Genomic DNA, 21852 nt, shown 5'->3' on the forward strand with positions numbered 1-21852 from the left:
CAGTGTCGTTCGAGCTGGACGAGGCCATCAGCACGCCGTTCCAGTTGCAGCTGGAACTGATCAGTTTCGAAGACGATGTCGACTTCGGCCAGCTGCTCGACAAGCCGGTGCTGTTCACGATCTGGCGTGGTGAGCGCCCGTTGCGCTATGTGCACGGGCTGGTCAGCACCTTCAGCCAGGGCGAAACGGGGTTCCACCGCACCCGTTACCGCGCTCTGGTCGAGCCCGTGCTGGCCCGCGCGGGGCTGCGTTCGAACTGGCGCATCTTCCAGCAGAAAACCGTGCCACAGATTCTGCAGATCATGCTCGAGCGCCAGGGCATCACCGGCTACACGCTGCAGAGCATCGACAAACACGAGGTGCGCGAGTTTTGCGTGCAGGCCGGTGAAACCGACCTCGACTTCATCGCCCGCCTGGCCGCCGAAGAGGGCTTCGTCTACCGCTTCGAACACACGCCAAAAGGCCACACGCTGATCATCACCGACCGGCTGCTGGCGCTGGGGCAGATCAGCCGAGGCGCCATTCAGGCCGACGATGATGACGAAGGTTTCTTCGAGCCGGACGACATCGACCCCGACCAGGTGCTGTACCACGCCACCAGCGGCGGCAATCAGGCCAGGCCTTGCCTGCGCCGCCTGCGCTACAGCGAACAGGTGCGAACCGCCCGCCAGGTGCAGCGCGACTACACCTTCATCCACCCGGCGTACCGCCTGGAGCAGCGTGCCCAGGGCAACGACCTGACACACCAGTCCACCGGCTACGAACGCTTCGACTACCCCGGTCGCTACAAGCGTGAGGCGGTCGACGTGCGCTTCACTGCCACCCGCATCACCGCCCTGCGCCATGACGCCCGCCTGGCCGAAGTGGAAGGCGACGATGTACGCCTGCAACCGGGCCTGAGTTTCACCCTGATCGAGCACCCGCGCGAAGACCTGAACCTGCATTGGCGGGTCAACCGCGTGCACCACGAAGGCGTCCAGTTCACCAGCTTGCAAGAGGAAGCCGCAGCTGCCCAGCAAGGCACACGGTACAAGCAGGAAGCCGTGCTGGTCCCCGGCAGAACCGAATGGCGGCCGGCCCCGTTGCCCAGGCCGCGCATCGACGGCCCGCACATGGCCACGGTGGTCGGGCCGAAGGGCGAAGAAATCTATTGCGACCAATGGGGCCGGGTGAAGGTGAGCTTCCCGTGGGACCGTGAAAGCCAGAACAACGAGTTCAGCTCTTGCTGGGTACGCGTGTCGCAGGGCTGGGCCGGTGGCAGTTGGGGCTCGATGGCCATTCCGCGCATTGGCCAGGATGTGATCATCCAGTACGTCAACGGCGACCCGGACCAGCCGATGATCACCGGGCGCACCTACTGCGGTGATCAGTTACCGCCCTACGACCTGCCCGAACACAAGACACGCATGACCATCAAGAGCCAGACCCATAAAGGTGATGGTTACAACGAACTGCGTTTCGAGGACGAACTGGGCAAAGAGGAAGTGTTCATCCATGCCCAGCGGGACAAGAACAATGTGGTCGGCAATGATGAGACCACGCGTGTGGGGCGCAATCGTGTCGAGCAGGTCGGTAATGATGAGCAACTGAGCATTGGCAACAACTTCCGTCAGGAAACGGCATACAACCATACCCAGGTCATAGGGCAAAACAGCCTGTTGGACATCAAGCGTGACCTGGTCGAAAACGTGGCCAACAACCGCACTGAGTCAACGGGTGGCAATCACCGCGTTGTCAATGGAAGCAACTGCGAGCTTGTGGTCAAAGGGGCTCAGTCGATCAGCGTCGGGCAGGGCGTGCAACAACGCACGACAGTATTCCAGTTGCTGGCCAGTGAGCGCGTCGAATTGAGAAGCCCAGGCGGCAGCATCGTGCTGGATGCGCAGGGCATTACCATCAATGGCCTGACACTCGACTTGAAAGGGCAGACCAAGGCCGTTGCGAAAGGGGATGGCGATAGCCCGTCTTTTGAGCTTACGCCTGACGCCAGTAGCAAGTGCGAGGTCAAGGCATGAATGTCGAGAGCCTGATCAGCCGCATCGAAGGGCATCATGCGGCGCACCTGCATTGCCATGTATTGGTCGACCCGCTCGCGATAGCTGGCCAGAGTGACCATGCCTTGCTTGCACACCTGCGCGAAGCGTTGGGCGAGGCGGCATTGATGCGCGTGCACAGGGCCGATCTGGCCCATGTGCCCCACCTGCATCCCGTGTTGGCTTGCCTGGCTTCACCCGGAACGTTGCCCTGCCGTGAGTTGCTGGCGCTGACTGCGCGTGCAGCGTATAGAGGGCTGCACCACCCTCGGCGCTACCTGAGTGGCTGGCTGTTCAGTGAAGCAGCTTCGGCCACGGTAGCCGCCCATCTCACGGCCATGTGCCGAATACCCGATGCCAAACGGGCGTTCAGCTTCTATCCGGTGTACTAGCCGGTTCGCCTGGAGCTGCTCGCGGCGACGTTCAAGCAGGTCGAGCATGGCCCATGGTGGCCGATCAACGACTGGTTGTTCCTGAGTAGCGGTGGCAGGTAAATAGGAGGGTTGGTCAGCTTGGAGTTGGAGCATAAACTCAAGTTTAAAGTCGTATTGCCTGGCTATAGTGATGAACGCTCGGCTCTTCGTGTGACCCTCATAGTGCATCGGAGTGGTGATGGTGAATTGCCCGATTTCATTGGCGGGGAGACTGTGTTTGTAGATGAATATCAAGCCCTCCCGATCGAGGCTCTCACTAAAGCGGTAAAATTCCCTGGTTTTTCTCAGCCAAAATTGCCCGACTATAGACGTAAAGTTTCAGTGGATAGAAAACGTAAGTCGCCAAGCTTAGAGGGGGCGACAATATCCTGGCTGGAAATAACTGGATCTGTAGAGTTGTTGGCGACTATCGGACCACACACAATTTGTGCTGCGACGCTGCTAGTAATGTACTGGCCCGATAGATCGCTGGTGAATGCTTATGCTGAAGCTTGTGTCAGGGAAGTTAACGAATGAAAGTCAGATCTGGACCTCTTTGGAGGCGAGCTTTATTTTGGAGTTATGACCTGCCAGGTGTCAGTTCTCAGGAAGTGTCACGTTTCAGTGTGGAGGATATAAAGCCAGCGCCAAATTATTTTAATGACGTGTATCTAGAGTTGCCTCGGTCTACGGTCAGTTTGCGTGGTGTGGCAGCGCTGGTAGGAGGGGCGACTTTGGTCCTGTCTTTTGGTGCGGCTATATATCTGTATTCGCTCTTACTGAATTTTAGCTGGTCGCGTGATTGGTTTATGGGTCTTGTTCTGTTGCTCCTGCCACCATTCGCTATGTGGGCTGTTGCGTGCCATGTAAAAATTGACCTAATGCTCCCAAGAGATGAGCCAATCCGTTTCAATCGCCAGCGACGAAAGATATATTTCTATCAATACAGATTCCATTACGTCTACCTGTTCAGCCGAAAACACTGGGGCGTCAAACCGGTCGCCTACAACTGGGACGACGTAACCGCGGAGGTCTACCGCGTCTACGCCCCCGGCCACGGCGGCCTGATTGAAAACGTCATGCTGTCAGTCCGTAGTCCCGAAACCGGCGAAGTCATTGATCGTGTCTTCTTCACGCATACCCTGCACCAAGGTGAAGCCTACTGGGCCATCGCCCGTCTGTTCATGCAACAAGGCCCCGAAGCCTTGCCAAAATTCGTGCACCCACCCCGCGACTGGAACGACGACGACGGCCTCAGCCACATGCATTGCTTGGCCCCAAAGGTTGTGTGGCCAGCAGACATTGACCGTGAATCCCGTACAGCACCGTCTGAAGGAGAAAACCAATGAACCCGGTTGTACTTGTAGGCCACCGACATGAATGCCCGCTGCATGGTGTCAATCAGGTAGAGAGCGGCAGTGCGAGCTATACCTTCAACGGCAGGGCAGTTGCGAGGGTAGGTGACCGCACCACGTGTGGTGCGGTTATTGAGAGTGGGGCAGAGCATTTCCTGATCGAAGGCGCGGCGGTGGCGCGCAAAGGCGACCGTACGGATCATGGGGGTGTGCTGGATGAGGGCGATGTCGGGTGGTTGCTGTAGGACTGTGTGGGTTTACTGATCTGTTTGCCGGCCCGGGAGGCCACTTCAAGGGCTTGGCCGTCCCGTTGCTTGCCTTGGCGAGCAAGGCCTTCAAGCTGCGGTATCAGCATGCCTTCCGGCAAATGCCGCCAGAAACGCCCGGGCATGTGCAGGCGCAAGGCATCCGGGTTGAGGCGGGCAGGGTTGAAGGTATGGCGGTAATAGGTGCGCCACAGTTCGGCGCCAGGGTCGTCGGCATTGCGTGCCCATTGCTGCCAATACTCAGGGCAATGGCGTTGGTAATCGAAATGCTGGCCGTCGAAGCGAATGCCATCCTGTGGGGTGGCGATCAACCAGCGTAAACGCCCCAGACGGTCGGCAAAATGGGGGCTGGCACTTTCCAGAACGTCATGCGCCGGTTCGTGATAGGCCACCAGATCTAGTTGCAGGCGATCGGCCAGCGCCTCTGGCAGCGGTACGAAGCGCACAAAGGCATGCAGGTGATGCGCCTCCCGGGTGACTTGCTTGATGCGCCGTTGCAACTCACTGCCCAATCGGTCACCTGCCAGCATCGCCGTGCGGTCGCCATGGGCAACACGCCAGAGCACTTCATACAGCAGGTTCCAGCGCTGTTCGCCACGATAACGGGCAGCCTGTTCCAATTGGCTCAGCAGCACCGCCGGGACTTTGGCACGAAAGGGGCCTGGGCCTTCCGGGGGCGCTGTCGGTACTGCCAGCAGGTCGGCCATCGGGCCTTGCGACCAGGTGACCTCGGCGGGGTCGATGCCATGCCCCAGCAACACCCGGGCCTGATCCCGCCAAGTGGCGAACTGGTCATCACAATCGAGCGCGATCATCCCCACAACCCCATCTGCACGGGCGCCTGCGGCTCACGCAAACGCGCCCTTAGCAGGCCGCTGCGCAGCTCGGCCTGAGCCGGGCGATAATCGCTGGTGACGATGAACGGCCGTGCCTTGTCCAGTACGCAGCGCAGCTGAATGAGGTCGTCATAGCGAATGCGTCGCTCTCGGCGCAGTGCGACCAGGCGCTGTACGCTACGCAGGCCAATGCCGGGAATACGCGCCAGCAGCGCGGGCTCGGCGCGGTTCACGTCCAGCGGGAATACCTCCCGGTTGGCCAGCGCCCAGGCCAGCTTTGGGTCGATGTCCAGCGCCAGGTTGCCGCTCTGGCCCAGCAGTTCACCCGCCTTGTAGCCGTAGCCACGCAGCAGGAAGTCGGCCTGGTACAGGCGGTGCTCGCGCAGTAGCGGCGGGGCAGCCAAGGGTACGCTGCCCGGGCTGTCTGGGATCGGGCTGAACGCAGAGTAATACACGCGTTTGAGGCCGTAGCCTTGATACAGCGACTCGGCATTGCGCAGCAGGGTGCTGTCGTCGGTGCTGTCGGCACCGACGATCACTTGAGTGCTTTGGCCGGCAGGGGTGAAGCGCGGGGCCTTGGGTTCGTTGGCCACGGCTTGTTGGCCCAGGTGAATCACGCCCATTGCCTGGCGGATGGTGTGCGCCTGTTTTTCCGGCGCCAGGCGCTTGAGGCTGGCGTCGGTGGGCAGCTCGATGTTGACGCTGAGTCGGTCGGCCAGGCGGCCGGCTTCTTCGATCAACAGGGGGTCGGCATCCGGGATGGTCTTGAGGTGAATGTAACCGCGGAAGTTGTGTACTTCGCGCAGTAACCGGGCTACGCGGATCAATTGCTCCATGGTGTAGTCCGCTGAGCGGATGATGCCGGAGCTAAGGAACAGGCCGCTGATGCAGTTTCGCCGGTAGAAGTCCAGCGTCAGGCGGACCACCTCTTCGGGGGTAAAGCGCGCCCGAGGTACGTTGCTGGAGCGGCGGTTGACGCAGTACTGGCAGTCGTACAGGCAGAAGTTGGTCAATAGCACCTTGAGCAGCGACACGCAGCGGCCGTCGGGGGTGTAGCTGTGGCAGATGCCCATGCCGTTGGTGGCGCCCAGGCCGTCACCGCCGCGTGAATTACGCTTGGGCGCGCCGCTGCTGGCGCAGGAGGCGTCGTACTTGGCGGCGTCGGCGAGGATACCGAGTTTGGCGATGAGCTGCATGTGACTGACTCGCAATACTGAATATTCATACAGTATTTTGAGAATTCATGAATTGCAAGGGGCACGTCGCTTCGCCTTGAACATACCCGAGTAAATCCATCAGCTAAGCTTGTGCCGGACTAACGGACAGCAACGAGGCACGGGAGAGGTTATGAAGATCACCATCAAGCCGGAACTGGCGCTGGCCGGGCTGGCGCTGGCATTGAGCATGCTCAATGCCCAGGCAGCGGAAACCAGAAAGGTGGACGTGATGCTGGTGGGCGGCGGCATCATGAGTTCTACGCTGGCTGTCTGGCTCAACGAGCTGGAGCCAGGCTGGTCGATGGAGATGGTCGAGCGCCTGGACAAGGTGGCCGAAGAAAGTTCCAACGGCTGGAACAACGCCGGCACCGGCCACTCGGCCCTGGCTGAACTCAACTACACGCCGGAAAAAGACGGAAAGATCGACATCAGCAAAGCCGTGGAGATCAACGAGTCGTTCCAGGTCACCCGCCAGTTCCTGGCCTGGCAGGTGAAGCAGGGCGTGTTGAAGAACCCGCATTCCTTCATCAATACCACGCCGCACATGAGCTTCGTGTGGGGGGACGACAACATCCGCTTCCTGAAAAAGCGCTATGAGGCGCTGCAGGCCAGCCCGTTGTTCAAGCCCATGCAGTACTCCGAAGACCACGAGCAGATCCGCAAGTGGGTGCCGTTGATGATGGAAGGGCGCGATCCCAACCAGAAACTGGCCGTGACCTGGACGCCAATCGGCACCGATGTGAATTTTGGCGAGATCACCCGGCAGTACGTGGGTTACCTGCAGACTCGGCCCAACTTCGACCTCAAACTGTCCACCGAGGTGCAGGACATTACCCGTAACGGTGATGGCTCCTGGCATGTCGAATACAAGAACCTGAAAGATGGCAGCAAGGCGGCCACTGACGCCAGGTTCCTGTTCATTGGTGCCGGTGGTGCGGCGTTACCGCTGCTGCAGAAGTCGGGCATCGACGAAGCCAAGGACTATGCCGGCTTCCCGGTCGGAGGCTCGTTCCTGGTTACCGACAACCCGGCCATCGCCCAGCGCCACATGGCCAAGGCTTACGGCATTGCCGCGACCGGCGCCCCGCCGATGTCGGTACCGCACCTGGACACCCGGGTGCTCGATGGCAAGCGGATGATTCTGTTCGGGCCGTTCGCTACGTTCTCGACCAAGTTCCTCAAACAGGGCTCGCTGCTCGACCTGCTTGCCAGTACCAGTGTGCACAACGCCTGGCCGATGGTGCGGGTGGGCGTACGCGAGTTTGACCTGGTGCAGTACCTGATCGGCCAGGTGCTGCAATCCGACAATGACCGCTTTGAAGCACTGCGCACCTACTTCCCCGAGGCGAAGAAGGAAGACTGGCGGCTGTGGCAGGCCGGCCAGCGGGTGCAGATCATCAAGAAAGACGAAGCATTGGGTGGTGTGCTCAAGCTCGGTACCGAGGTGGTGACATCCAAGGACGGCAGTATCGCCGGCTTGTTGGGGGCTTCGCCGGGTGCCTCGACCGCACCACCCATCATGCTCGATGTGCTGAACAAGGTGTTCAAGGACAAGGTGGCAACGCCGGAGTGGCAGGCGAAGATCAAGCAGATCATCCCGTCCTATGGCATTCGCCTGAATGACCACCCGGACCAGGTACAGAAGGAATGGGCATACACCAATGAGGTGCTGCAGCTCAATCCGCCTGACAGTAATGCTGCACCGTAAGTGGCTATGGCCGGCTGCTTGAAAGCGGCCGGCCAAGGTTCACTGCTGGCTGACTGGCGGCACTTGGCCACGTCCAATGCCGTAGTATGTCAGGCCTGCGGAGGCCATCTGTTCGGGCTCGTAAAGGTTGCGGCCATCGAATACCACTCGGTCTGCAAGCAATTGGGGCACCGTGTCCAGGTTGAGCACACGGTAGTCTTGCCATTCCGTCACGATCACCAAGGCATCAGCGCCTTGCAGGGCAGCTTCCTTGGAAGGCACAAGCTGCAGGTCGGCGCGTGGGCCGTAATGCCGCAGAATTTCTGGCATCGCCTGTGGATCGTGCGCCTGTACTCGTGCCCCGGCAGCCCACAGCGCCTCAAGTACCACCCGGCTGGAGGCTTCGCGAATGTCGTTGGTATTGGGCTTGAACGACAGTCCCCACAACGCAAAGACCTTGCCACGCAGTCCGCGTGAGTAGTGACGCTGGATCTTGTTGAACAGCCGGCCTTTTTGCTGTTCGTTGATCGACTCTACCGCGCGCAGCAGCTGCGGCTCGAAGCCTTCGGCTTCGGCGCTGCGGCGCAGGGCTTGCAGATCCTTGGGGAAGCACGAACCGCCGAAACCGCAGCCGGCGTAGATGAAGTCGTAGCCAATGCGCGAGTCTGAGCCGATCCCGCGACGTACCATTTCGATGTCGGCACCTAAATGCTCGGCCAGATTGGCGATTTCGTTCATGAAGGAGATCTTGGTGGCCAGCATGCAGTTGGCTGCGTATTTACTGAGCTCGGCGCTACGCGCATCCATGACCATGAATTTTTCCCGATTTCGGTTGAACGGCAGGTATAGCTCGCGCAGCAACTCTACCTCAGCTGGCGTGGCGCCACCGATAATGATGCGCTCCGGGCGCATGCAATCGTCCACGGCCGAGCCTTCCTTGAGGAATTCGGGATTACTGATTACCTGAAAGCGGTTGGTGTCGGCCACAGCCTGTGCAATACGCTCCTTTATACGGTGCACGGTGCCAACTGGCGCGGTAGATTTGTTGACGATTAACTTGGCACCTTCGGCATGTTTGAGAATGTTGTCGACCACGGTGAAAACCTGTTTCAGGTCAGCACTGCCGTCGGCCTGTGCAGGGGTTCCGACCGCGATAAACAGCACTGTGGCGAAATTGGTGGCTTCGTCGGTATCGGTGGTGAAGCGCAGGCGTCCGCAGGCCAGGTTTTTTTCCAGCATCGGTGCAAGGCCTGGCTCGAAGATAGGGCAATGGCCTCTATTGAGTGTGGCGACACGCTCGGCGTCGACGTCCATGCACAACACCGAATGCCCCACATGGGCCAGGCACGCTGCCTGGGTGAGGCCGACATAGCCAGTACCGAAAACCGTGACTTTCATCTGACAGCTCCTTGGCAAGAACGCTGACGAAAAATGTCACAGTGGTATTTAGATTTTGTTACCTGACCGGGCTGCTACTTCCTGCGCGACTGCCCATAGTTGCTGGCGGAACCACTGGCGCAAGGGATCGGCATGGGTGCGTTCGTGCCAGATCTGCATTACCTCGATTGCAGGCAGTACCAGCGGAAGTGGGTACATGAGCAGGTCGTCATCACGTTTGACTGCTTCAATAGCCAGCGAGCGCAGGCAGGTAAGCAGAAGGTCTGTGCCTTGTATCATGCGCATGGGGGCTATGAAACTCGACAGGCCTGCCACTACCCGCCTGTGCTTTCCTTGGGCGCGCAAGGCGCGGTCGACCAAACCATCAAGGTCGCCGGTGAGGGTGGTGAGCAGGTGGTCGCATGCCAGGAAGGTGTTGAGGTCCAGGCCATTTCCAAGGCGAGGATGACTGCGAGAGGCCAGTACTACGAAGTCATCGCTGAGCAGGCGCTGCTGGTGGAAGCTATCCGCCAGGTCAGTGAAGAATCCGGCGACGGCAAGGTCGCAAGTACCTTTCTCCAAGGCTTCCCGCGGGAGCTGGCCACGGGTGTTATGGGTGACCAGTGTCAAGTTTGGCGCCTGGTTACGCAGGATCGGGAGCAGCCCAGGTAGTAGCGTCTGCTCTACATAATCAGTGCTGTACAGGTGCAGGCGGGCAGGGCGTAAAAGAAAATCCTGCCCTTCGCAGCGTTCGTAGAAACTTTCCAGGCCCATGATCAGGCGCTCGACTTCGGCAGCCAATTCGTGAGCGCGTGGCGTGGGCGTCAAGCCCCTCGGGGCGCGTACGAACAATGGATCACCGAACTGATGGCGCAGCTTGTTGAGCTTGTGACTGAGTGCAGGCTGGCTCAGGGCCATGCGCTGCGCGGCGAGGGTGAGGTTGCGCTCTTGATAAAGCACATGAAACAGATGCAGCAGATTGAGATCCTTGCGGGTGATATTCATTTTATGGATCACAGGTATGCGAGCATTCGAATTATCGAATTCTAGCTTGGTCGTTAGGATGTGCCCACCCCGCCAATGTAAGACGGCGCTTAGATCAGGAGATTGATGCATGACCAGGTTGTCCTCGCTTGCCCTCACTATTGCCACCGCCTTACTGACCAGTGGCGCCCATGCCTCGTCCAAGGGTGAAGTTCTTGTGCTGCTCTCCAGCGAGAACCAACTGGCGCTACAGGACGGCAAGCACTATGCCACCGGCTATTACCTCAATGAGTTCGGCGTGCCTGCCGACCAGTTGCTCCAGGCCGGTTACACGGTGGTGCTGGTGACACCCAAGGGTAACGCCCCGAGCGTTGACCCACTTTCGATCGATCCTCAGTACTTTGCGGGTGATGCGAGCGAAATGCGGAGGATCGAGAAGGTGGTCCAAGGCTTGGCGGACATTGGCGATACCTTGTCGGTGAAAGAGGTGCTCGCCAGTGACATGGGGCGGTACGCCGGTTTGTTCATTCCCGGCGGCCACGCCCCCTTGATCGACCTGGCCAACAACCCGGACGTCGGTGCCTTGCTGCGGCATTTTCATGAGGCTGGCAAGCCTACGGCCGCTATTTGTCATGGCCCCATCGCCTTGCTCTCGGCGCAGCGGGACCCGGGAAGCTATCAACGGATGTTGGCTCGTGGTGAAACACCGGCCGCCACCGACTGGTTGTACAAGGGGTACAGGATGACTATTTTCTCCGACCCGGAAGAGCAAGTGTTCGAAGGTTCGCTCAAGGGCCAGCGGCTGTTGTTCTACCCGGCCAAGGCCATGGCGACGGCCGGTGGCGATATGGCTTACGCCAAGGCCTGGCAGCCCAATGTGGTAGTGGACCGCGAACTGATCACGGGGCAAAACCCATTTTCGGACAAGCTGCTGGCCAAAGCGCTACTGGAAAAGCTTACTGAGCAGGCCCAAGGCGCTGAGCAAGCCAACTAGACTTACACAGGGTCTGTTTTGCGAGCGTTATGGCAGGCCCATCCAATAACCCCGACCACCGCCTCCCCGGAGCGGATGTCCCTCGCTGGCGATGGCCTTCTTGCAGAGGAGGGCAGGTCATGGACGAGGCAAGGCTTCATGATTTCATGGGCAAGCTGGTGGGCGACATGGGCGCCGCAGCGACGCTGGCAAATGTCATCCTGGGTGACGAGCTGGGCCTGTACCGGGCGATGGCCGACAGCCAGCCGACCACGCCCGAGGCGCTGGCCGCCAAAACCGGCTGCCACCCTCGGTTGGTGCGCGAATGGTTGAACGCCCAGGCGGCATCGGGCTACATGACGCACGACAAGGGCCTTTTTGTGTTGCCCGAAGAACAGGCCATGGCCTTGGCGCTGGAGGACTCCCCAGCTTACATGGCGGGTGGTGCTGCAGTGATCGCGGCATTGTTCCATGACAAGGACAAGCTGGTCGCGGCCATGCGCGGCGATGGCGGGCTGGCCTGGGGCGACCACCACCCGTGCATGTTCAGCGGTACCGAACGGTTTTTCCGGCCGGGTTATCGGACGTTCCTGGTGGCTGAGTGGCTGCCGGCGCTGGAGGGTGTGGTGGCCAAACTGCAGGCGGGCGCCAAGGTGGCGGATGTGGGGTGTGGACACGGCGCCTCCACGCTGGTCATGGCCCAGGCATTTCCGGCGTCGACTTTTGTGGGTTATGACTACCACGGCCCCTCTATCACTACCGCCAACGAACGGGCGCGCGAAGCGGGGTTGTCGCAGCGGGTGAGTTTCCAGCAGGCAAGTGCCAAGGATTACCCGGGAGATGACCATGACCTGGTGTGCTTTTTCGATTGCCTGCACGACATGGGCGACCCGGTGGGTGCGGCTAGGCACGCCTACCGTGCATTGAAGCCTGACGGTACGGTGATGCTGGTAGAGCCATATGCCGAGGATTCGCTGGACGGCAACCTGAACCCGGTCGGGCGGTTGTTTTATGCCGCGTCGACGTTCATCTGCACGCCGAATTCGTTGTCGCAGGAAGTGGGCTTGGGGCTGGGCGCGCAGGCCGGGGAGGTGCGGTTGCGGGCGGTGTTCGAAGAGGCTGGGTTCAGCCGGTTCCGGCGGGCGACGCAAACGCCGTTCAACCTGATTCTGGAGGCCCGGAAGTAGAGGCCTGGCCTGGAAAAGCAGAAGGGGCGCCATGTGGCACCCCTTCGGTTTGCTGCTTAGGCTTCAGCGTCCCAAGGACGATCGCCTTTTTCATCTTTCACGCGGGTCGGCAGGCCCATCACGTCCAGCGCCTTGAGGAACGGCTCGGCTGGCAGCTCCTCGACGTTGACCATGCGCTTGGCATCCCACTCGCCACGAGCTACCAGCAGGGCTGCAGCCACTGGCGGTACGCCGGCAGTGTAGGAAATACCCTGGCTGTCGGTTTCGGCGTAGGCCTCTTCGTGGTCAGCCACGTTGTAGATGAACACTTCGCGCGGCTGGCCATCCTTGGTGCCTTTGACCAGGTCACCGATGCAGGTCTTGCCGGTGTAGCCTGGGGCCAGCGAGGCTGGGTCCGGCAGCACGGCCTTGACCACTTTCAGCGGTACCACTTCCAGGCCTTCGGCGGTTTTCACCGGTTGCTCGCTGAGCAGGCCCAGGTTTTTCAGCACGGTGAACACGTTGATGTAGTGCTCGCCGAAGCTCATCCAGAAACGCACGTTCGGCACGTTGAGGTTCTTCGAGATCGAGTGAACTTCATCGTGACCGGTCAGGTACAGGTTTTGCGAACCTACCACCGGCAGGTCGTCAGTACGCTTGACCTCGAACATGGTGTTGCTGGTCCACTGGCTGTTCTGCCAGCTCCACACTTGCCCGGTAAACTCGCGGAAGTTGATTTCCGGGTCGAAGTTGGTGGCAAAGTACTTGCCATGCGAACCGGCATTGACGTCGAGAATGTCGATCGAATCAATGCTGTCGAAATACTGCTGCTGCGCCAGTTTGGCGTAGCTGTTCACCACACCCGGGTCGAAACCGACGCCGAGAATGGCAGTGATGTTCTTTTGTTGGCACTCTTCGAGGTGTTTCCACTCGTAGTTGCCGTACCACGGCGGGGTTTCGCAGATCTTGCCCGGCTCTTCGTGGATGGCGGTGTCCAGGTAGGCGACACCGGTATCGATGCAGGCGCGCAGCACCGACATGTTGAGGAAGGCGGACCCCACGTTAATCACGATCTGCGATTCGGTTTCGCGGATCAGTGCCTTGGTTGCCTCGACATCGAGGGCGTTGAGCGAGAAGGCCTGGATGTCGGCGGGTACCTTGAGGCTACCCTTGGCCTTGACGCTGTCGATGATGGCCTGGCATTTGGAGATGTTCCGTGACGCGATAGCGATACGACCCAGTTCGTCGTTATGCTGCGCGCACTTGTGGGCCACCACCTTGGCGACACCTCCTGCACCAATGATAAGAACGTTCTTCTTCAATTTACCCTTTGCTCCTTACTTGAGTAGCCAGTCTTACGACAGGCTGGAAACGTAGTCTTCGAAACCGAACTCGCGGACGACTTCGACGCTGCCGTCGAGTTGCTTGACCACGATGGAAGGCATTTTCAGACCGTTGAACCAGTTTTTCTTGACCATGGTGTAACCCGCCGTGTCGACGAACGACAGGCGATCACCAATGGCCAACGGACGATCGAATTGGTACTCGCCGAAAATGTCGCCGGCCAGGCACGACTTGCCGCAGACCATGTAGGTATGCTCGCCGTCATTCGGGGCCATCTTGGCGTTGAGGCGGTAGATCAGCAGGTCGAGCAGGTGCGCTTCGATGGAGCTGTCGACCACGGCCAGGTGCTTGCCGTTGTACAGGGTGTCGAGCACGGTCACTTCCAGCGAGGCGCTGTTGGTGATGGCCGCTTCGCCCGGCTCCAGGTACACCTGTACGCCGTATTTCTCCGAGAAGGCCTTGAGGCGCGCGCAGAAGGCGTCTACCGCATAGTCTTCACCGGTGAAGTGGATGCCGCCACCCAGGCTGACCCACTCGACCTTGTGCAGCAGGTGGCCGAAGCGTTCTTCGATGTGCGTGAGCATCTTGTCGAACAGGCCGAAGTCGCCGTTCTCGCAGTTGTTGTGGAACATGAAGCCGGAGATCTGCTCGATCACCTGTTCGATCTTGGCCGGGTCCCACTCGCCCAGGCGGCTGAACGGGCGGGCCGGGTCGGCCAGCAGGTAGTCGGAGCTGCTGACTTGTGGGTTGACGCGCAGGCCGCGTACCTTGCCTTCGGACTGTTCGGCAAAGCGCTGCAGTTGGCCGATCGAGTTGAAGATGATCTTGTCGCAGTTCTCCAGCATTTCCTCGACCTCATCGTCGGCCCAGGCCACGCTGTAGGCGTGGGTTTCGCCGGCGAACTTCTGGCGGCCGAGCTTGAGCTCGAAGAGGGAGGACGAGGTGGTGCCGTCCATGTACTGCTGCATCAGGTCGAACACCGACCAGGTGGCGAAGCACTTGAGGGCAAGCAGCGCCTTGGCTCCGGAGTGTTCACGCACGTAGGCGATCTTCTCCATGTTGCTGAGCAGCTTGGTTTTGTCGATGAGGTAATACGGCGTCTTGATCATTTAAAGGCCCCCGGCCAGGCCGGCCAAAAAAAGGACACGCATTGTGCCTTCACTTGCCGCAGACCGAAAGGGTGCGATACGCATTTCGTCAGGGGTGACGCCGTTGCGAGGGCATTTTTCCGGTTGCGGCGGGCTCAGTAGAACAGACGCATGTGACTATCGTAATCACCACCGACAGGTGGCAGCCTCAATCAGCTTGCTGCAACCACGCCTTAATCTGCTCCAGCGTTGCGGTAGCACCGCCACAAACCACCACCAGCACGCTCTGGTATTGCGCCAGTGCGCCCGGCGCATACGCCAATGCCAACGCGGCCCCGCACGCCGGTTCGACCAGCAGGCGATGGTCCAGCAGGAACCGCTCGCAGGCCTCCAGCGTTGCGCGATCGCTGACCAAGTGGCTGTGCACCGGGTGCTGCTGCGCGCAGATCAGCGCCTGATTTGCGACGCGCTTTGCCCCCAGCGACGTTGCCACGGAAGCAATACGCTCCAGTTCAACCGAATGCCCCGCCTGCATGGCCGCATGCAGTGAAGCTGCACCGTTGGTTTCCACTGCCAGCACCGGTACCTCGCCCCACCCGTTGCGCTGCAACCCTTCGACCACGCCGCTGAGCAAGCCGCCACCACCTACCGACAGCACCACCGCGTCGGGCTTCACGCCGGCTTCGGCCACTTCATCGATCAGGCTGGCATGCCCGGTCCACAATAGCGGGTCGTCAAACGGGTGGATAAAGGCGTCATCCGGGCCGATGAGGGTCTGTGCCAGGGCGTTGGCTTCTTGCCAGGAGCTGCCATGCACCACCACCTTGGCGTCTTCCAGGCGCAGCAATTGCTTGGCTCGGTCAGTGGTGGTTTCGGGGACTACCACGGTTACCGGTACGCCCAGCTTGCGCCCGGCGTATGCCACCGCCAGGCCGGCGTTGCCCCCCGAGGACGAGATGAACTGTTTGGCGCCGCGGGCCTGATGCACTTCGCAGGCATGGCCCACCCCGCGCAGCTTGAACGAGCCGCAAGGTTGCAGGGCATCGAGTTTGAGCCAGACATTGCAGCCGGCGGCCAACGACAGCGGTCGGGATTCGATCAGGGGTGTGTGGATATGCAAGGTCATTGGCTGGCTCCGCGCAATTGTTCAAGGTAGTTGTAAATGGTGTAACGGGTCACGCCGAGGGCACTGGCAGCCTTTTCCACGCCACCTTTGACGATGAACAAGCCACGCTCCTGCATGACTCGAACAGCCTCGACTTTGGCCTGTTTGTTCATTCGCCCCTGGCCGCTGCGCTGAAGCGAGGCCTGGATGATTTCACTCATCAGCAGTTCCATGTCGGCAGGCTCGCTTACCGCGGGTGTGGCACCCAACGGTTGCAACTGCTGGAGAAAGCTCATGGCTGCGTCCAGGCCGGTGATGTCGGTGTTGACACAGAGGCTGGCGAAGGGGTGGCCGGTGCTATCGCGAAAGATAGCGGTGGCGCTGCGCAGGGTGCGGCCCTTGAGCGTGGTGGGGTAGTCGGGGAGTACCACGGGCTCGCAGCCGCGCTGATCGGCCGAGGCCTGCATCAATGCTTTGAAGCCTTGGTCCTGTTCCGGGGCTGCAATAATCGGGCTGCCGACGCTACGGCCGGACAGGTGGCCGTTGACGATCGCCACCACGGAGTGCTCCGGGTGGTCGAGGTCGTGCAGGAGGATTTCCATGTTGCGTGCGGCAACGCTACCCAAGGCCTGGATGGCGGCCTTGAGCACAGAGAGGGTGAGGTGGCGTTCTTCGCTGGGGGAGATGGGCATGGCAGATCGCACAATTCAACTTTTTGTGTATTTTTACACATTAAGTTGAATTGTGCGATCTTCGCTGCAAAGCAGCCCCAATAATCAGCTCAGGGCTGGGGTGCGTGGCGGGATCATGCGGCGCGAGCCGGTCGCCTCGAAGGCTGCACCAAAGCTCAACAGCGCATTGTCGCTGTAAGCCCGCCCGGCAAAGGTCAGCCCCACCGGCATGCCGATGTCGGCCATCACGCCCATCGGCACGGTGACGGTTGGCACACCCAGGTGACGGATCGCCAGGTTGCCGTTGGCCACCCAGATACCGTTGCTCCAGGCGATGTCGGCCGAGGCCGGGTTGACATCGGCGTCGGCCGGGCCCACATCGGCAACGGTCGGGAACAGCACCGCGTCCAGGCCTAGGTTGTCCATCCAGTCTTCCAGGTCCAGCTTGCGGGTCTTTTCCAGGCCGCGCAGGCCGTCAGGCAGGGTCTCGATCTGGTCCCAGGTTTTCAGGCCACGCTTGGCCATGTTGACGTATTCGTCCATGCCGGCAGCCAGGTCGTCTTCACGGTTGGGCAGGGTACCCGGGTCGTGGGGGTAGATCTGTGGGCCATCGACATCGGCCAGGCGGTTGAGCTTGGGGTCGTCGTTGGCGCGCAGGAAGTCGTCGAAGGCCCAGCCCGAAAGCTCCCACAGTTCGTCGTGCAGGAATTCCTTGCTGACAATGCCACGGTTGTAAACAGTCGGTGCGCCCGGGCGGTCGCCCTCGCAGTTGGACACCAGCGGGAAGTCCACTTCCAGCACTTCGGCACCGGCCGCTTCCAGGGCCTGGCGCGCCTGCTGCCACAAGTCGATCACCGTGGCGCGGGTGTTGATGCGCTGGCCGGTCGGGCCGCCGATGCCCGGCTTTTCGGAGGTGCCAGCTTCGGCATCCGCATTGATGTACATGCGTGGCACACCAAAGCGCTTGCCTTTGAGGGCACCGGCATCCACGGCCAGATCCAGGTAAGACGCAGGGCGCACCGTCGACGCTGCCGGAATCGGCACCCAAGGCTGCAAGCGCCACAGGTCGCCGCGCTTGTCAGCGTCATCGGCTACCACCACATCGAGGATTTCCAGCAAGTCGGCCATGGTGCGGGCGTAAGGCACCACCACGTCCATGGTCGGGGTCAGCGGCCAGTTGCCACGCACCGAAATCACCCCGCGCGATGGGGTATAGGCGCACAAACCGTTGTTGGATGCCGGGCCACGGCCACTGGACCAGGTTTCTTCAGCCAGGCCGAAGGCGCTGAAGCTGGCGGCGGTGGCGGTGCCGGCACCATTGGACGAGCCCGAGGCGAACGGCGCGGTCAGGTAGTTGGCGTTGTACGGGCTTTCGGCGCGGCCATACACGCCGCGCTGCATACCACCGTTGGCCATGGGCGGCATGTTGGTCTTGCCCAGGCATACGGCACCGGCGGCGCGCAGGCGCTCGATGGTGAAGGCGTCGCGCTGGGCGACCAGGTCCTTGAAGGCAGGGCTGCCGGAAGCTGCGGTCAAGCCTTTGACCAGGTAGCTGTCCTTGGCGGTGTAGGGGATGCCGTCCAGCGGGCTCAGCACCTGGCCCTGTGCGCGGCGGGCGTCGGAGGCCTCGGCTTCTTTCAGCGCCTCCGGGTTGCGCACCACCACGGCGTTCAGGGCCGTGGCGGTGTCGGCGCCATCGTAGGCGTCGATACGCGCCAGGTAGGCCTTGACCAGCTCGACCGCCGTCGTGCGGCCCGACTCGAGCGCGTCGCGCAGCTCGGCAATGGAAACCTCGGTTACCTCGATCATGCGTTCACCAAAAAAATGTGCAGGTGGGGGCTAATGCGAGGAGTGTACAAGAAGGGCTTGACGGACGCAGGTTTGCGCGGTGGCAAATGGTTTTATGCAAGCGGGCATTGTTGGGGTCGCGTAGCGACCCCGGCTAGCCCTCAATCCAGGTCCGCCGCGCAATGCCGCTCGGGCACCTGGCTGTCTTCATCTCCCCAGGTCCGGTTCACCCGGGTACCGCGCTGCACCGCCGGGCGCTGGGCAACTTCATCGGCCCAGCGCTGCACGTTGGGGTATTCGTCAACCGCCAGGAACTCCGCCGCGCCATACAGGTTGCCGCGCACCAACTGGCCATACCATGGCCACACGGCGATATCGGCAATGCTGTACTCGTCGCCCCCCAGGTAGCGGCTTTCGGCCAGGCGGCGGTCGAGTACATCCAGCTGGCGCTTGGCTTCCATGGTGAAGCGGTTGATGGCGTACTCGTACTTCTCTGGTGCATAGACGTAGAAGTGGCCAAAGCCGCCACCCAGGTAAGGCGCTGCGCCCATCTGCCAGAACAACCAGTTCAGGCTTTCGGTGCGTGCAGCCGGCGATTTCGGCAGCAGGGCACCGAACTTGTCCGCCAGATACAGCAAGATCGACCCCGATTCGAACACCCGCACAGGCGGCTCGACGCTACGGTCGAGCAGGGCAGGGATCTTCGAGTTGGGGTTTACCTGGACGAAGCCACTGGAGAACTGGTCGCCCTCGCCGATGCGGATCAGCCAGGCATCGTACTCGGCACCGCTGTGGCCCAAAGCAAGCAGTTCTTCAAGGGCAACGGTGACCTTGACGCCATTGGGCGTGGCCAGGGAATACAGCTGCAGCGGGTGTTGGCCCTGCGGCAGGTCCTTGTCGTGCGTCGGGCCTGCAACCGGGCGGTTGATGCTGGCGAACTGGCCGCCGGATGCTGCGTCGTTGCGCCAGACCTTAGGTGGCACATAGGCGGGCTTGCTCATGCATGAATCTCCTTCAATGGCGCGAAACGGTCACGTAAAGACGTGGACCTGCATCTATGCCACGGGTTCGACGCCATGCGCAAATGCATAGGGCGCGCACGCCACATGCATGACGACGGTTTCATCCAGTTTTCATGCGGTTCCGGCCAGGCCGGCTCTATGCTGGGCTATCACTTCGCCCTGCAAAGGAACCGCCGGCCGATGACCCTTCCACGCTGCATGTTGGCACTGGCCCTGCTCAGCAGCCTGCTGGCCCACGCCGAGGCTGCGCCTTGGGTAGCCGGCCTGCACCACATGACGCTGGCCGACCCGGTCGATAACCGGCCAATGCAAGCACTGGCTTTTTACCCGGCGGCTGGGTCAACCCATCGCAGCCGTATAGACGGCTACCCAGTCGAGGTGGCTGAAGAGGCACCCGTTGCCATGGGCCAGTTCCCGTTACTGGTGTTGTCCCACGGCAACACCGGCAGCCCGTTGGCCTTGCATTACCTGGCCACGTCCCTGGCGCGCCAGGGGTTCGTGGTGGTAGCGGTCGTGCACCCGGGGGACAACGCCCGCGACCACACTCGCCTGGGTACCCTGAGCAATCTTTATGGCCGGCCACTGCAAGTCAGCGCTGCCATTGGTGCTGCCCGTGACGATGCATTGCTCGGGCCTTATCTGAATGAAGGCAAGGTCGGTGTGATCGGCTATTCGGCCGGCGGCGAAACCGCGTTGATACTGTCTGGCGCGCGCCCTGACCTGGACCGCCTGCGCCAGTACTGCCTGGAACGCCCGAACGACGCCGACGCCTGCAAAACCCACGGGATTCTGATTGCCGACCGCAGCGAGCTGGCGCCCCAGGCAGACCAGCGGGTGGGGGCGGTGATGCTGATGGCCCCGTTAAGCTTGCTGTTCGGGCGCCATGCCCTGGCCGGGGTGCAGGTACCCGCCCTGATCTATAGCGGAGACAGCGATCAATTGGTGGCCGTGGACCGCAACGCCGAAGCATTGGCCCGCAAACTGCCGGTTACACCGGATTACCGCCTGCTGGCCGGCGCTGGCCACTTTGTGTTCATGGCCCGTTGCGACGCCGAGCAATACACGCGAATGCCCGTACTGTGCAAAGATGCCGAGGGCGTGGATCGACGCCATATTCATCATTCGTTGGAGCGCGAAACGGCGGCGTTCTTCAGCCAGGCGCTGGATGCACCGCAACCGGGCGAGCGTTCAGCCGAGGCGGGCGCGCCGCGACAGCAACAGCGTTAGGCCCACCCCGGCCAAGGCCAGCAGGGCCGCCACGCAGAAGATCGAGGCATAGCCGAAGTGCACGGCCACTGCGCCCATTACCGGCCCGGCGATGGCCAGGGCCATGTCAAAGAACACCGCATAGGCGCCTAGCCCCGCGCCACGGCTGCTGCTGGGGACCTGCTTGATTGCCTCGACGCCCAGCGCCGGGTACACCAGCGACAGCCCGAAACCGGTAAGCCCTGCGCCGACCAGCGCCCAGGCCGGGGAAGGTGCCAGCCATAGCAAGCTAAGGCCAAGCACTTCGGTGGTCATGCAGGCGACCGCCACGTTGTAGCCACCAAAGCGGTTGACCGCATTGACGAACAGCAGCCGCGAAATGATGAAGCACACACCAAACGCACTCAGGCACCAGGCAGCGCCGGCCCAGCCGCGCTCCAGGTAGTACAGGGTGACAAAGGTGGTCAGGGTGCCATAGCCGATCGAGGCAAGCGTCAGGCCCAGGCCACACGGGGCGACACGGCCGAACGCGGACCAGAAGGGCAGGCGCTCGCCGCGCACCACCGCCACGTCAGGACGTTTGCGCAGTACCAGCAGGGCAGCCACGGCCAGCACCAGCAAGGCGGGCCCCAGTACGCTGAAGTCCAGCCCGTCCACGGCCAGTACGCCCAAGGGGGCGCCTATCGCGATAGCACCATACGAGGCAATCCCGTTCCACGAGATCACCCTGGCGGTGTGTTCGGGGCCGACCTGGCTGATGCCCCAGCTCAAGGTGGCTACACCAATCAACCCCTGGGCGATGCCCAGCAGCAAACGGCCTGCGAGCAGCAACCCGAGGCTCAGCAGCGGCAGCGTCAGGGTCCAGGCCGACAGCAGGGTCAATACCCCGCAGCTGGCGATCCCCAGCAGGCCGAAGCGGATGGCCTGCTTGCCCCCAAGCGTATCGGCAACGCGCCCGGCAAACGGGCGGCTGAGCAAGGTGGCCAGGTATTGCAGGCCTATGGTCACCCCGGCGATCACCGCGCCAAAGCCCAGCTGGTCGTGCACATAGCTGGGCAGTACCGCAATCGGCAGGCCGATGCAGAGGAAGGCAATGAAGGTGTAGAAAACGATCGACAGGATCTGCAGGGTGATGTGCAGGGTATTGCGGGTGGGGGAGGGTTGTTGCGCGGTCATGGGCTCTTTCGCGGGCGGGCGGTTGGGCGTGGTTCCATGATGGCTGTTACAGGAAGGAAATGAAAGCAGGCTAACGAATTATTCGCCGGGCAGCACCGGCCTGCGGGACTGGCGGTGGATGCTTCGCGGGTCAATCCGCTCCGTG

General features: G+C 61.4%; 20 protein-coding genes. 9 read left to right on the forward strand and 11 right to left on the reverse strand.

Annotated features, from left to right (window positions below):
- Nucleotides 1-2 precede the first annotated feature (2 nt).
- From PM2_RS05100 to PM2_RS05115, 5 genes are all read left to right on the forward strand, one after another.
- On the forward strand, nt 3-2015 hold the full coding sequence (locus PM2_RS05100; protein ID WP_080693995.1) for a type VI secretion system Vgr family protein: 2013 nt from the start codon (nt 3-5) through the stop codon (nt 2013-2015).
- A complete protein-coding gene (locus PM2_RS05105) occupies nt 2012-2425 on the forward strand; it encodes a hypothetical protein (protein WP_232866138.1) in 414 nt (137 codons plus the stop codon). The genes PM2_RS05100 and PM2_RS05105 overlap by 4 nt, the downstream gene beginning before the upstream one ends.
- Before the next feature lie 120 nt (nt 2426-2545).
- Nucleotides 2546-2983, forward strand: a complete 438-nt coding sequence (locus tag PM2_RS30660) for a hypothetical protein (protein ID WP_174442271.1) — start codon at nt 2546-2548, stop codon at nt 2981-2983.
- A complete protein-coding gene (locus PM2_RS31480) occupies nt 2980-3795 on the forward strand; it encodes a DUF6708 domain-containing protein (RefSeq protein WP_230852990.1) in 816 nt (271 codons plus the stop codon). Before PM2_RS30660 ends, PM2_RS31480 begins: the two co-directional genes overlap by 4 nt.
- A complete protein-coding gene (locus PM2_RS05115) occupies nt 3792-4046 on the forward strand; it encodes a PAAR domain-containing protein (protein ID WP_016715649.1) in 255 nt (84 codons plus the stop codon). Before PM2_RS31480 ends, PM2_RS05115 begins: the two co-directional genes overlap by 4 nt.
- Here PM2_RS05115 and PM2_RS05120 read toward each other — a convergent pair.
- Both PM2_RS05120 and PM2_RS05125 read right to left on the reverse strand, forming a co-directional pair.
- A complete protein-coding gene (locus PM2_RS05120; protein ID WP_016715648.1) occupies nt 4001-4888 on the reverse strand; it encodes a TIGR03915 family putative DNA repair protein in 888 nt (295 codons plus the stop codon). The genes PM2_RS05115 and PM2_RS05120 overlap by 46 nt on opposite strands.
- Entirely contained in the window at nt 4879-6099 is a 1221-nt protein-coding gene (locus tag PM2_RS05125) for a putative DNA modification/repair radical SAM protein (protein WP_016715647.1), read from the reverse strand. Before PM2_RS05125 ends, PM2_RS05120 begins: the two co-directional genes overlap by 10 nt.
- A gap of 151 nt (nt 6100-6250) precedes the next feature.
- Between PM2_RS05125 and mqo the strand changes: the two genes are divergently transcribed.
- Nucleotides 6251-7828, forward strand: coding sequence for a malate dehydrogenase (quinone) (mqo, locus tag PM2_RS05130; protein WP_016715646.1), 1578 nt, complete (start codon nt 6251-6253; stop codon nt 7826-7828).
- Between the two features lie 39 nt (nt 7829-7867).
- Here mqo and PM2_RS05135 read toward each other — a convergent pair whose 3' ends face one another.
- Both PM2_RS05135 and PM2_RS05140 read right to left on the reverse strand, forming a co-directional pair.
- Complete coding sequence (locus PM2_RS05135) at nt 7868-9205, reverse strand: UDP-glucose dehydrogenase family protein (protein WP_028698787.1); 1338 nt, start codon at nt 9203-9205, stop codon at nt 7868-7870.
- A 48-nt stretch (nt 9206-9253) separates the two neighbouring features.
- Entirely contained in the window at nt 9254-10189 is a 936-nt protein-coding gene (locus PM2_RS05140; protein ID WP_019096775.1) for a LysR family transcriptional regulator, read from the reverse strand.
- A 109-nt stretch (nt 10190-10298) separates the two neighbouring features.
- Here PM2_RS05140 and PM2_RS05145 point away from each other — a divergent pair, with 109 nt between their 5' ends.
- Nucleotides 10299-11162, forward strand: a complete 864-nt coding sequence (locus PM2_RS05145; protein WP_028698788.1) for a type 1 glutamine amidotransferase domain-containing protein — start codon at nt 10299-10301, stop codon at nt 11160-11162.
- A gap of 119 nt (nt 11163-11281) precedes the next feature.
- Nucleotides 11282-12328: a class I SAM-dependent methyltransferase gene (locus tag PM2_RS05150; RefSeq protein ID WP_028698789.1), complete on the forward strand. Its 1047-nt coding sequence runs from the start codon at nt 11282-11284 to the stop codon at nt 12326-12328.
- A 56-nt stretch (nt 12329-12384) separates the two neighbouring features.
- Here the strand turns inward: PM2_RS05150 and PM2_RS05155 are convergent, their stop codons facing one another.
- The 6 genes from PM2_RS05155 to yghU all read right to left on the reverse strand — a co-directional run bounded on the left by PM2_RS05155 (nt 12385) and on the right by yghU (nt 19304).
- A complete protein-coding gene (locus PM2_RS05155) occupies nt 12385-13629 on the reverse strand; it encodes a saccharopine dehydrogenase family protein (RefSeq protein WP_016394970.1) in 1245 nt (414 codons plus the stop codon).
- A gap of 33 nt (nt 13630-13662) precedes the next feature.
- Nucleotides 13663-14760: a carboxynorspermidine decarboxylase gene (gene nspC, locus PM2_RS05160; RefSeq protein WP_016715639.1), complete on the reverse strand. Its 1098-nt coding sequence runs from the start codon at nt 14758-14760 to the stop codon at nt 13663-13665.
- A 187-nt stretch (nt 14761-14947) separates the two neighbouring features.
- Nucleotides 14948-15865, reverse strand: coding sequence for a pyridoxal-phosphate dependent enzyme (locus tag PM2_RS05165; RefSeq protein ID WP_028698790.1), 918 nt, complete (start codon nt 15863-15865; stop codon nt 14948-14950).
- Nucleotides 15862-16536: a helix-turn-helix transcriptional regulator gene (locus PM2_RS05170; RefSeq protein WP_016715637.1), complete on the reverse strand. Its 675-nt coding sequence runs from the start codon at nt 16534-16536 to the stop codon at nt 15862-15864. The genes PM2_RS05165 and PM2_RS05170 overlap by 4 nt, the downstream gene beginning before the upstream one ends.
- Nucleotides 16537-16620: 84 nt before the next feature.
- Nucleotides 16621-18324, reverse strand: coding sequence for an amidase (locus PM2_RS05175; RefSeq protein ID WP_016715636.1), 1704 nt, complete (start codon nt 18322-18324; stop codon nt 16621-16623).
- Nucleotides 18325-18464: 140 nt separating this feature from the next.
- A complete protein-coding gene (gene yghU, locus PM2_RS05180; protein ID WP_016715635.1) occupies nt 18465-19304 on the reverse strand; it encodes a glutathione-dependent disulfide-bond oxidoreductase in 840 nt (279 codons plus the stop codon).
- A 201-nt stretch (nt 19305-19505) separates the two neighbouring features.
- On the opposite strand from yghU, the gene PM2_RS05185 reads away from it, so the two are divergent.
- Nucleotides 19506-20552, forward strand: coding sequence for an alpha/beta hydrolase family protein (locus tag PM2_RS05185; protein WP_028698791.1), 1047 nt, complete (start codon nt 19506-19508; stop codon nt 20550-20552).
- On the opposite strand, the gene PM2_RS05190 is transcribed toward PM2_RS05185, so the two are convergent.
- Nucleotides 20514-21707 (reverse strand): MFS transporter, encoded by a 1194-nt coding sequence (locus tag PM2_RS05190; RefSeq protein ID WP_016715633.1) that lies wholly within the window; start codon nt 21705-21707, stop codon nt 20514-20516. The two genes, PM2_RS05185 and PM2_RS05190, sit on opposite strands and share 39 nt — an antisense overlap.
- Nucleotides 21708-21852: the final 145 nt, after the last annotated feature.

The sequence above is a fragment of the Pseudomonas monteilii NBRC 103158 = DSM 14164 genome (assembly GCF_000730605.1).
GTDB classification, from domain to species: Bacteria; Pseudomonadota; Gammaproteobacteria; order Pseudomonadales; family Pseudomonadaceae; genus Aquipseudomonas; species Aquipseudomonas monteilii.

What these genes read in the sequence shown, in the direction of transcription:
- PM2_RS05105 (WP_232866138.1), top strand. Translation starts at nt 2,012, where the DNA reads ATGAATGTCGAGAGCCTGATCAGCCGCATCGAAGGGCATCATGCGGCG.
- PM2_RS31480 (WP_230852990.1), top strand. Translation starts at nt 2,980, where the DNA reads ATGAAAGTCAGATCTGGACCTCTTTGGAGGCGAGCTTTATTTTGGAGT.
- PM2_RS05115 (WP_016715649.1), top strand. Translation starts at nt 3,792, where the DNA reads ATGAACCCGGTTGTACTTGTAGGCCACCGACATGAATGCCCGCTGCAT.
- PM2_RS05125 (WP_016715647.1), bottom strand. Translation starts at nt 6,099, where the DNA reads ATGCAGCTCATCGCCAAACTCGGTATCCTCGCCGACGCCGCCAAGTAC.
- mqo (WP_016715646.1), top strand. Translation starts at nt 6,251, where the DNA reads ATGAAGATCACCATCAAGCCGGAACTGGCGCTGGCCGGGCTGGCGCTG.
- PM2_RS05135 (WP_028698787.1), bottom strand. Translation starts at nt 9,205, where the DNA reads ATGAAAGTCACGGTTTTCGGTACTGGCTATGTCGGCCTCACCCAGGCA.
- PM2_RS05140 (WP_019096775.1), bottom strand. Translation starts at nt 10,189, where the DNA reads ATGAATATCACCCGCAAGGATCTCAATCTGCTGCATCTGTTTCATGTG.
- PM2_RS05145 (WP_028698788.1), top strand. Translation starts at nt 10,299, where the DNA reads ATGACCAGGTTGTCCTCGCTTGCCCTCACTATTGCCACCGCCTTACTG.
- PM2_RS05150 (WP_028698789.1), top strand. Translation starts at nt 11,282, where the DNA reads ATGGACGAGGCAAGGCTTCATGATTTCATGGGCAAGCTGGTGGGCGAC.
- nspC (WP_016715639.1), bottom strand. Translation starts at nt 14,760, where the DNA reads ATGATCAAGACGCCGTATTACCTCATCGACAAAACCAAGCTGCTCAGC.
- PM2_RS05165 (WP_028698790.1), bottom strand. Translation starts at nt 15,865, where the DNA reads ATGACCTTGCATATCCACACACCCCTGATCGAATCCCGACCGCTGTCG.
- PM2_RS05170 (WP_016715637.1), bottom strand. Translation starts at nt 16,536, where the DNA reads ATGCCCATCTCCCCCAGCGAAGAACGCCACCTCACCCTCTCTGTGCTC.
- PM2_RS05175 (WP_016715636.1), bottom strand. Translation starts at nt 18,324, where the DNA reads ATGATCGAGGTAACCGAGGTTTCCATTGCCGAGCTGCGCGACGCGCTC.
- yghU (WP_016715635.1), bottom strand. Translation starts at nt 19,304, where the DNA reads ATGAGCAAGCCCGCCTATGTGCCACCTAAGGTCTGGCGCAACGACGCA.
- PM2_RS05185 (WP_028698791.1), top strand. Translation starts at nt 19,506, where the DNA reads ATGACCCTTCCACGCTGCATGTTGGCACTGGCCCTGCTCAGCAGCCTG.
- PM2_RS05190 (WP_016715633.1), bottom strand. Translation starts at nt 21,707, where the DNA reads ATGACCGCGCAACAACCCTCCCCCACCCGCAATACCCTGCACATCACC.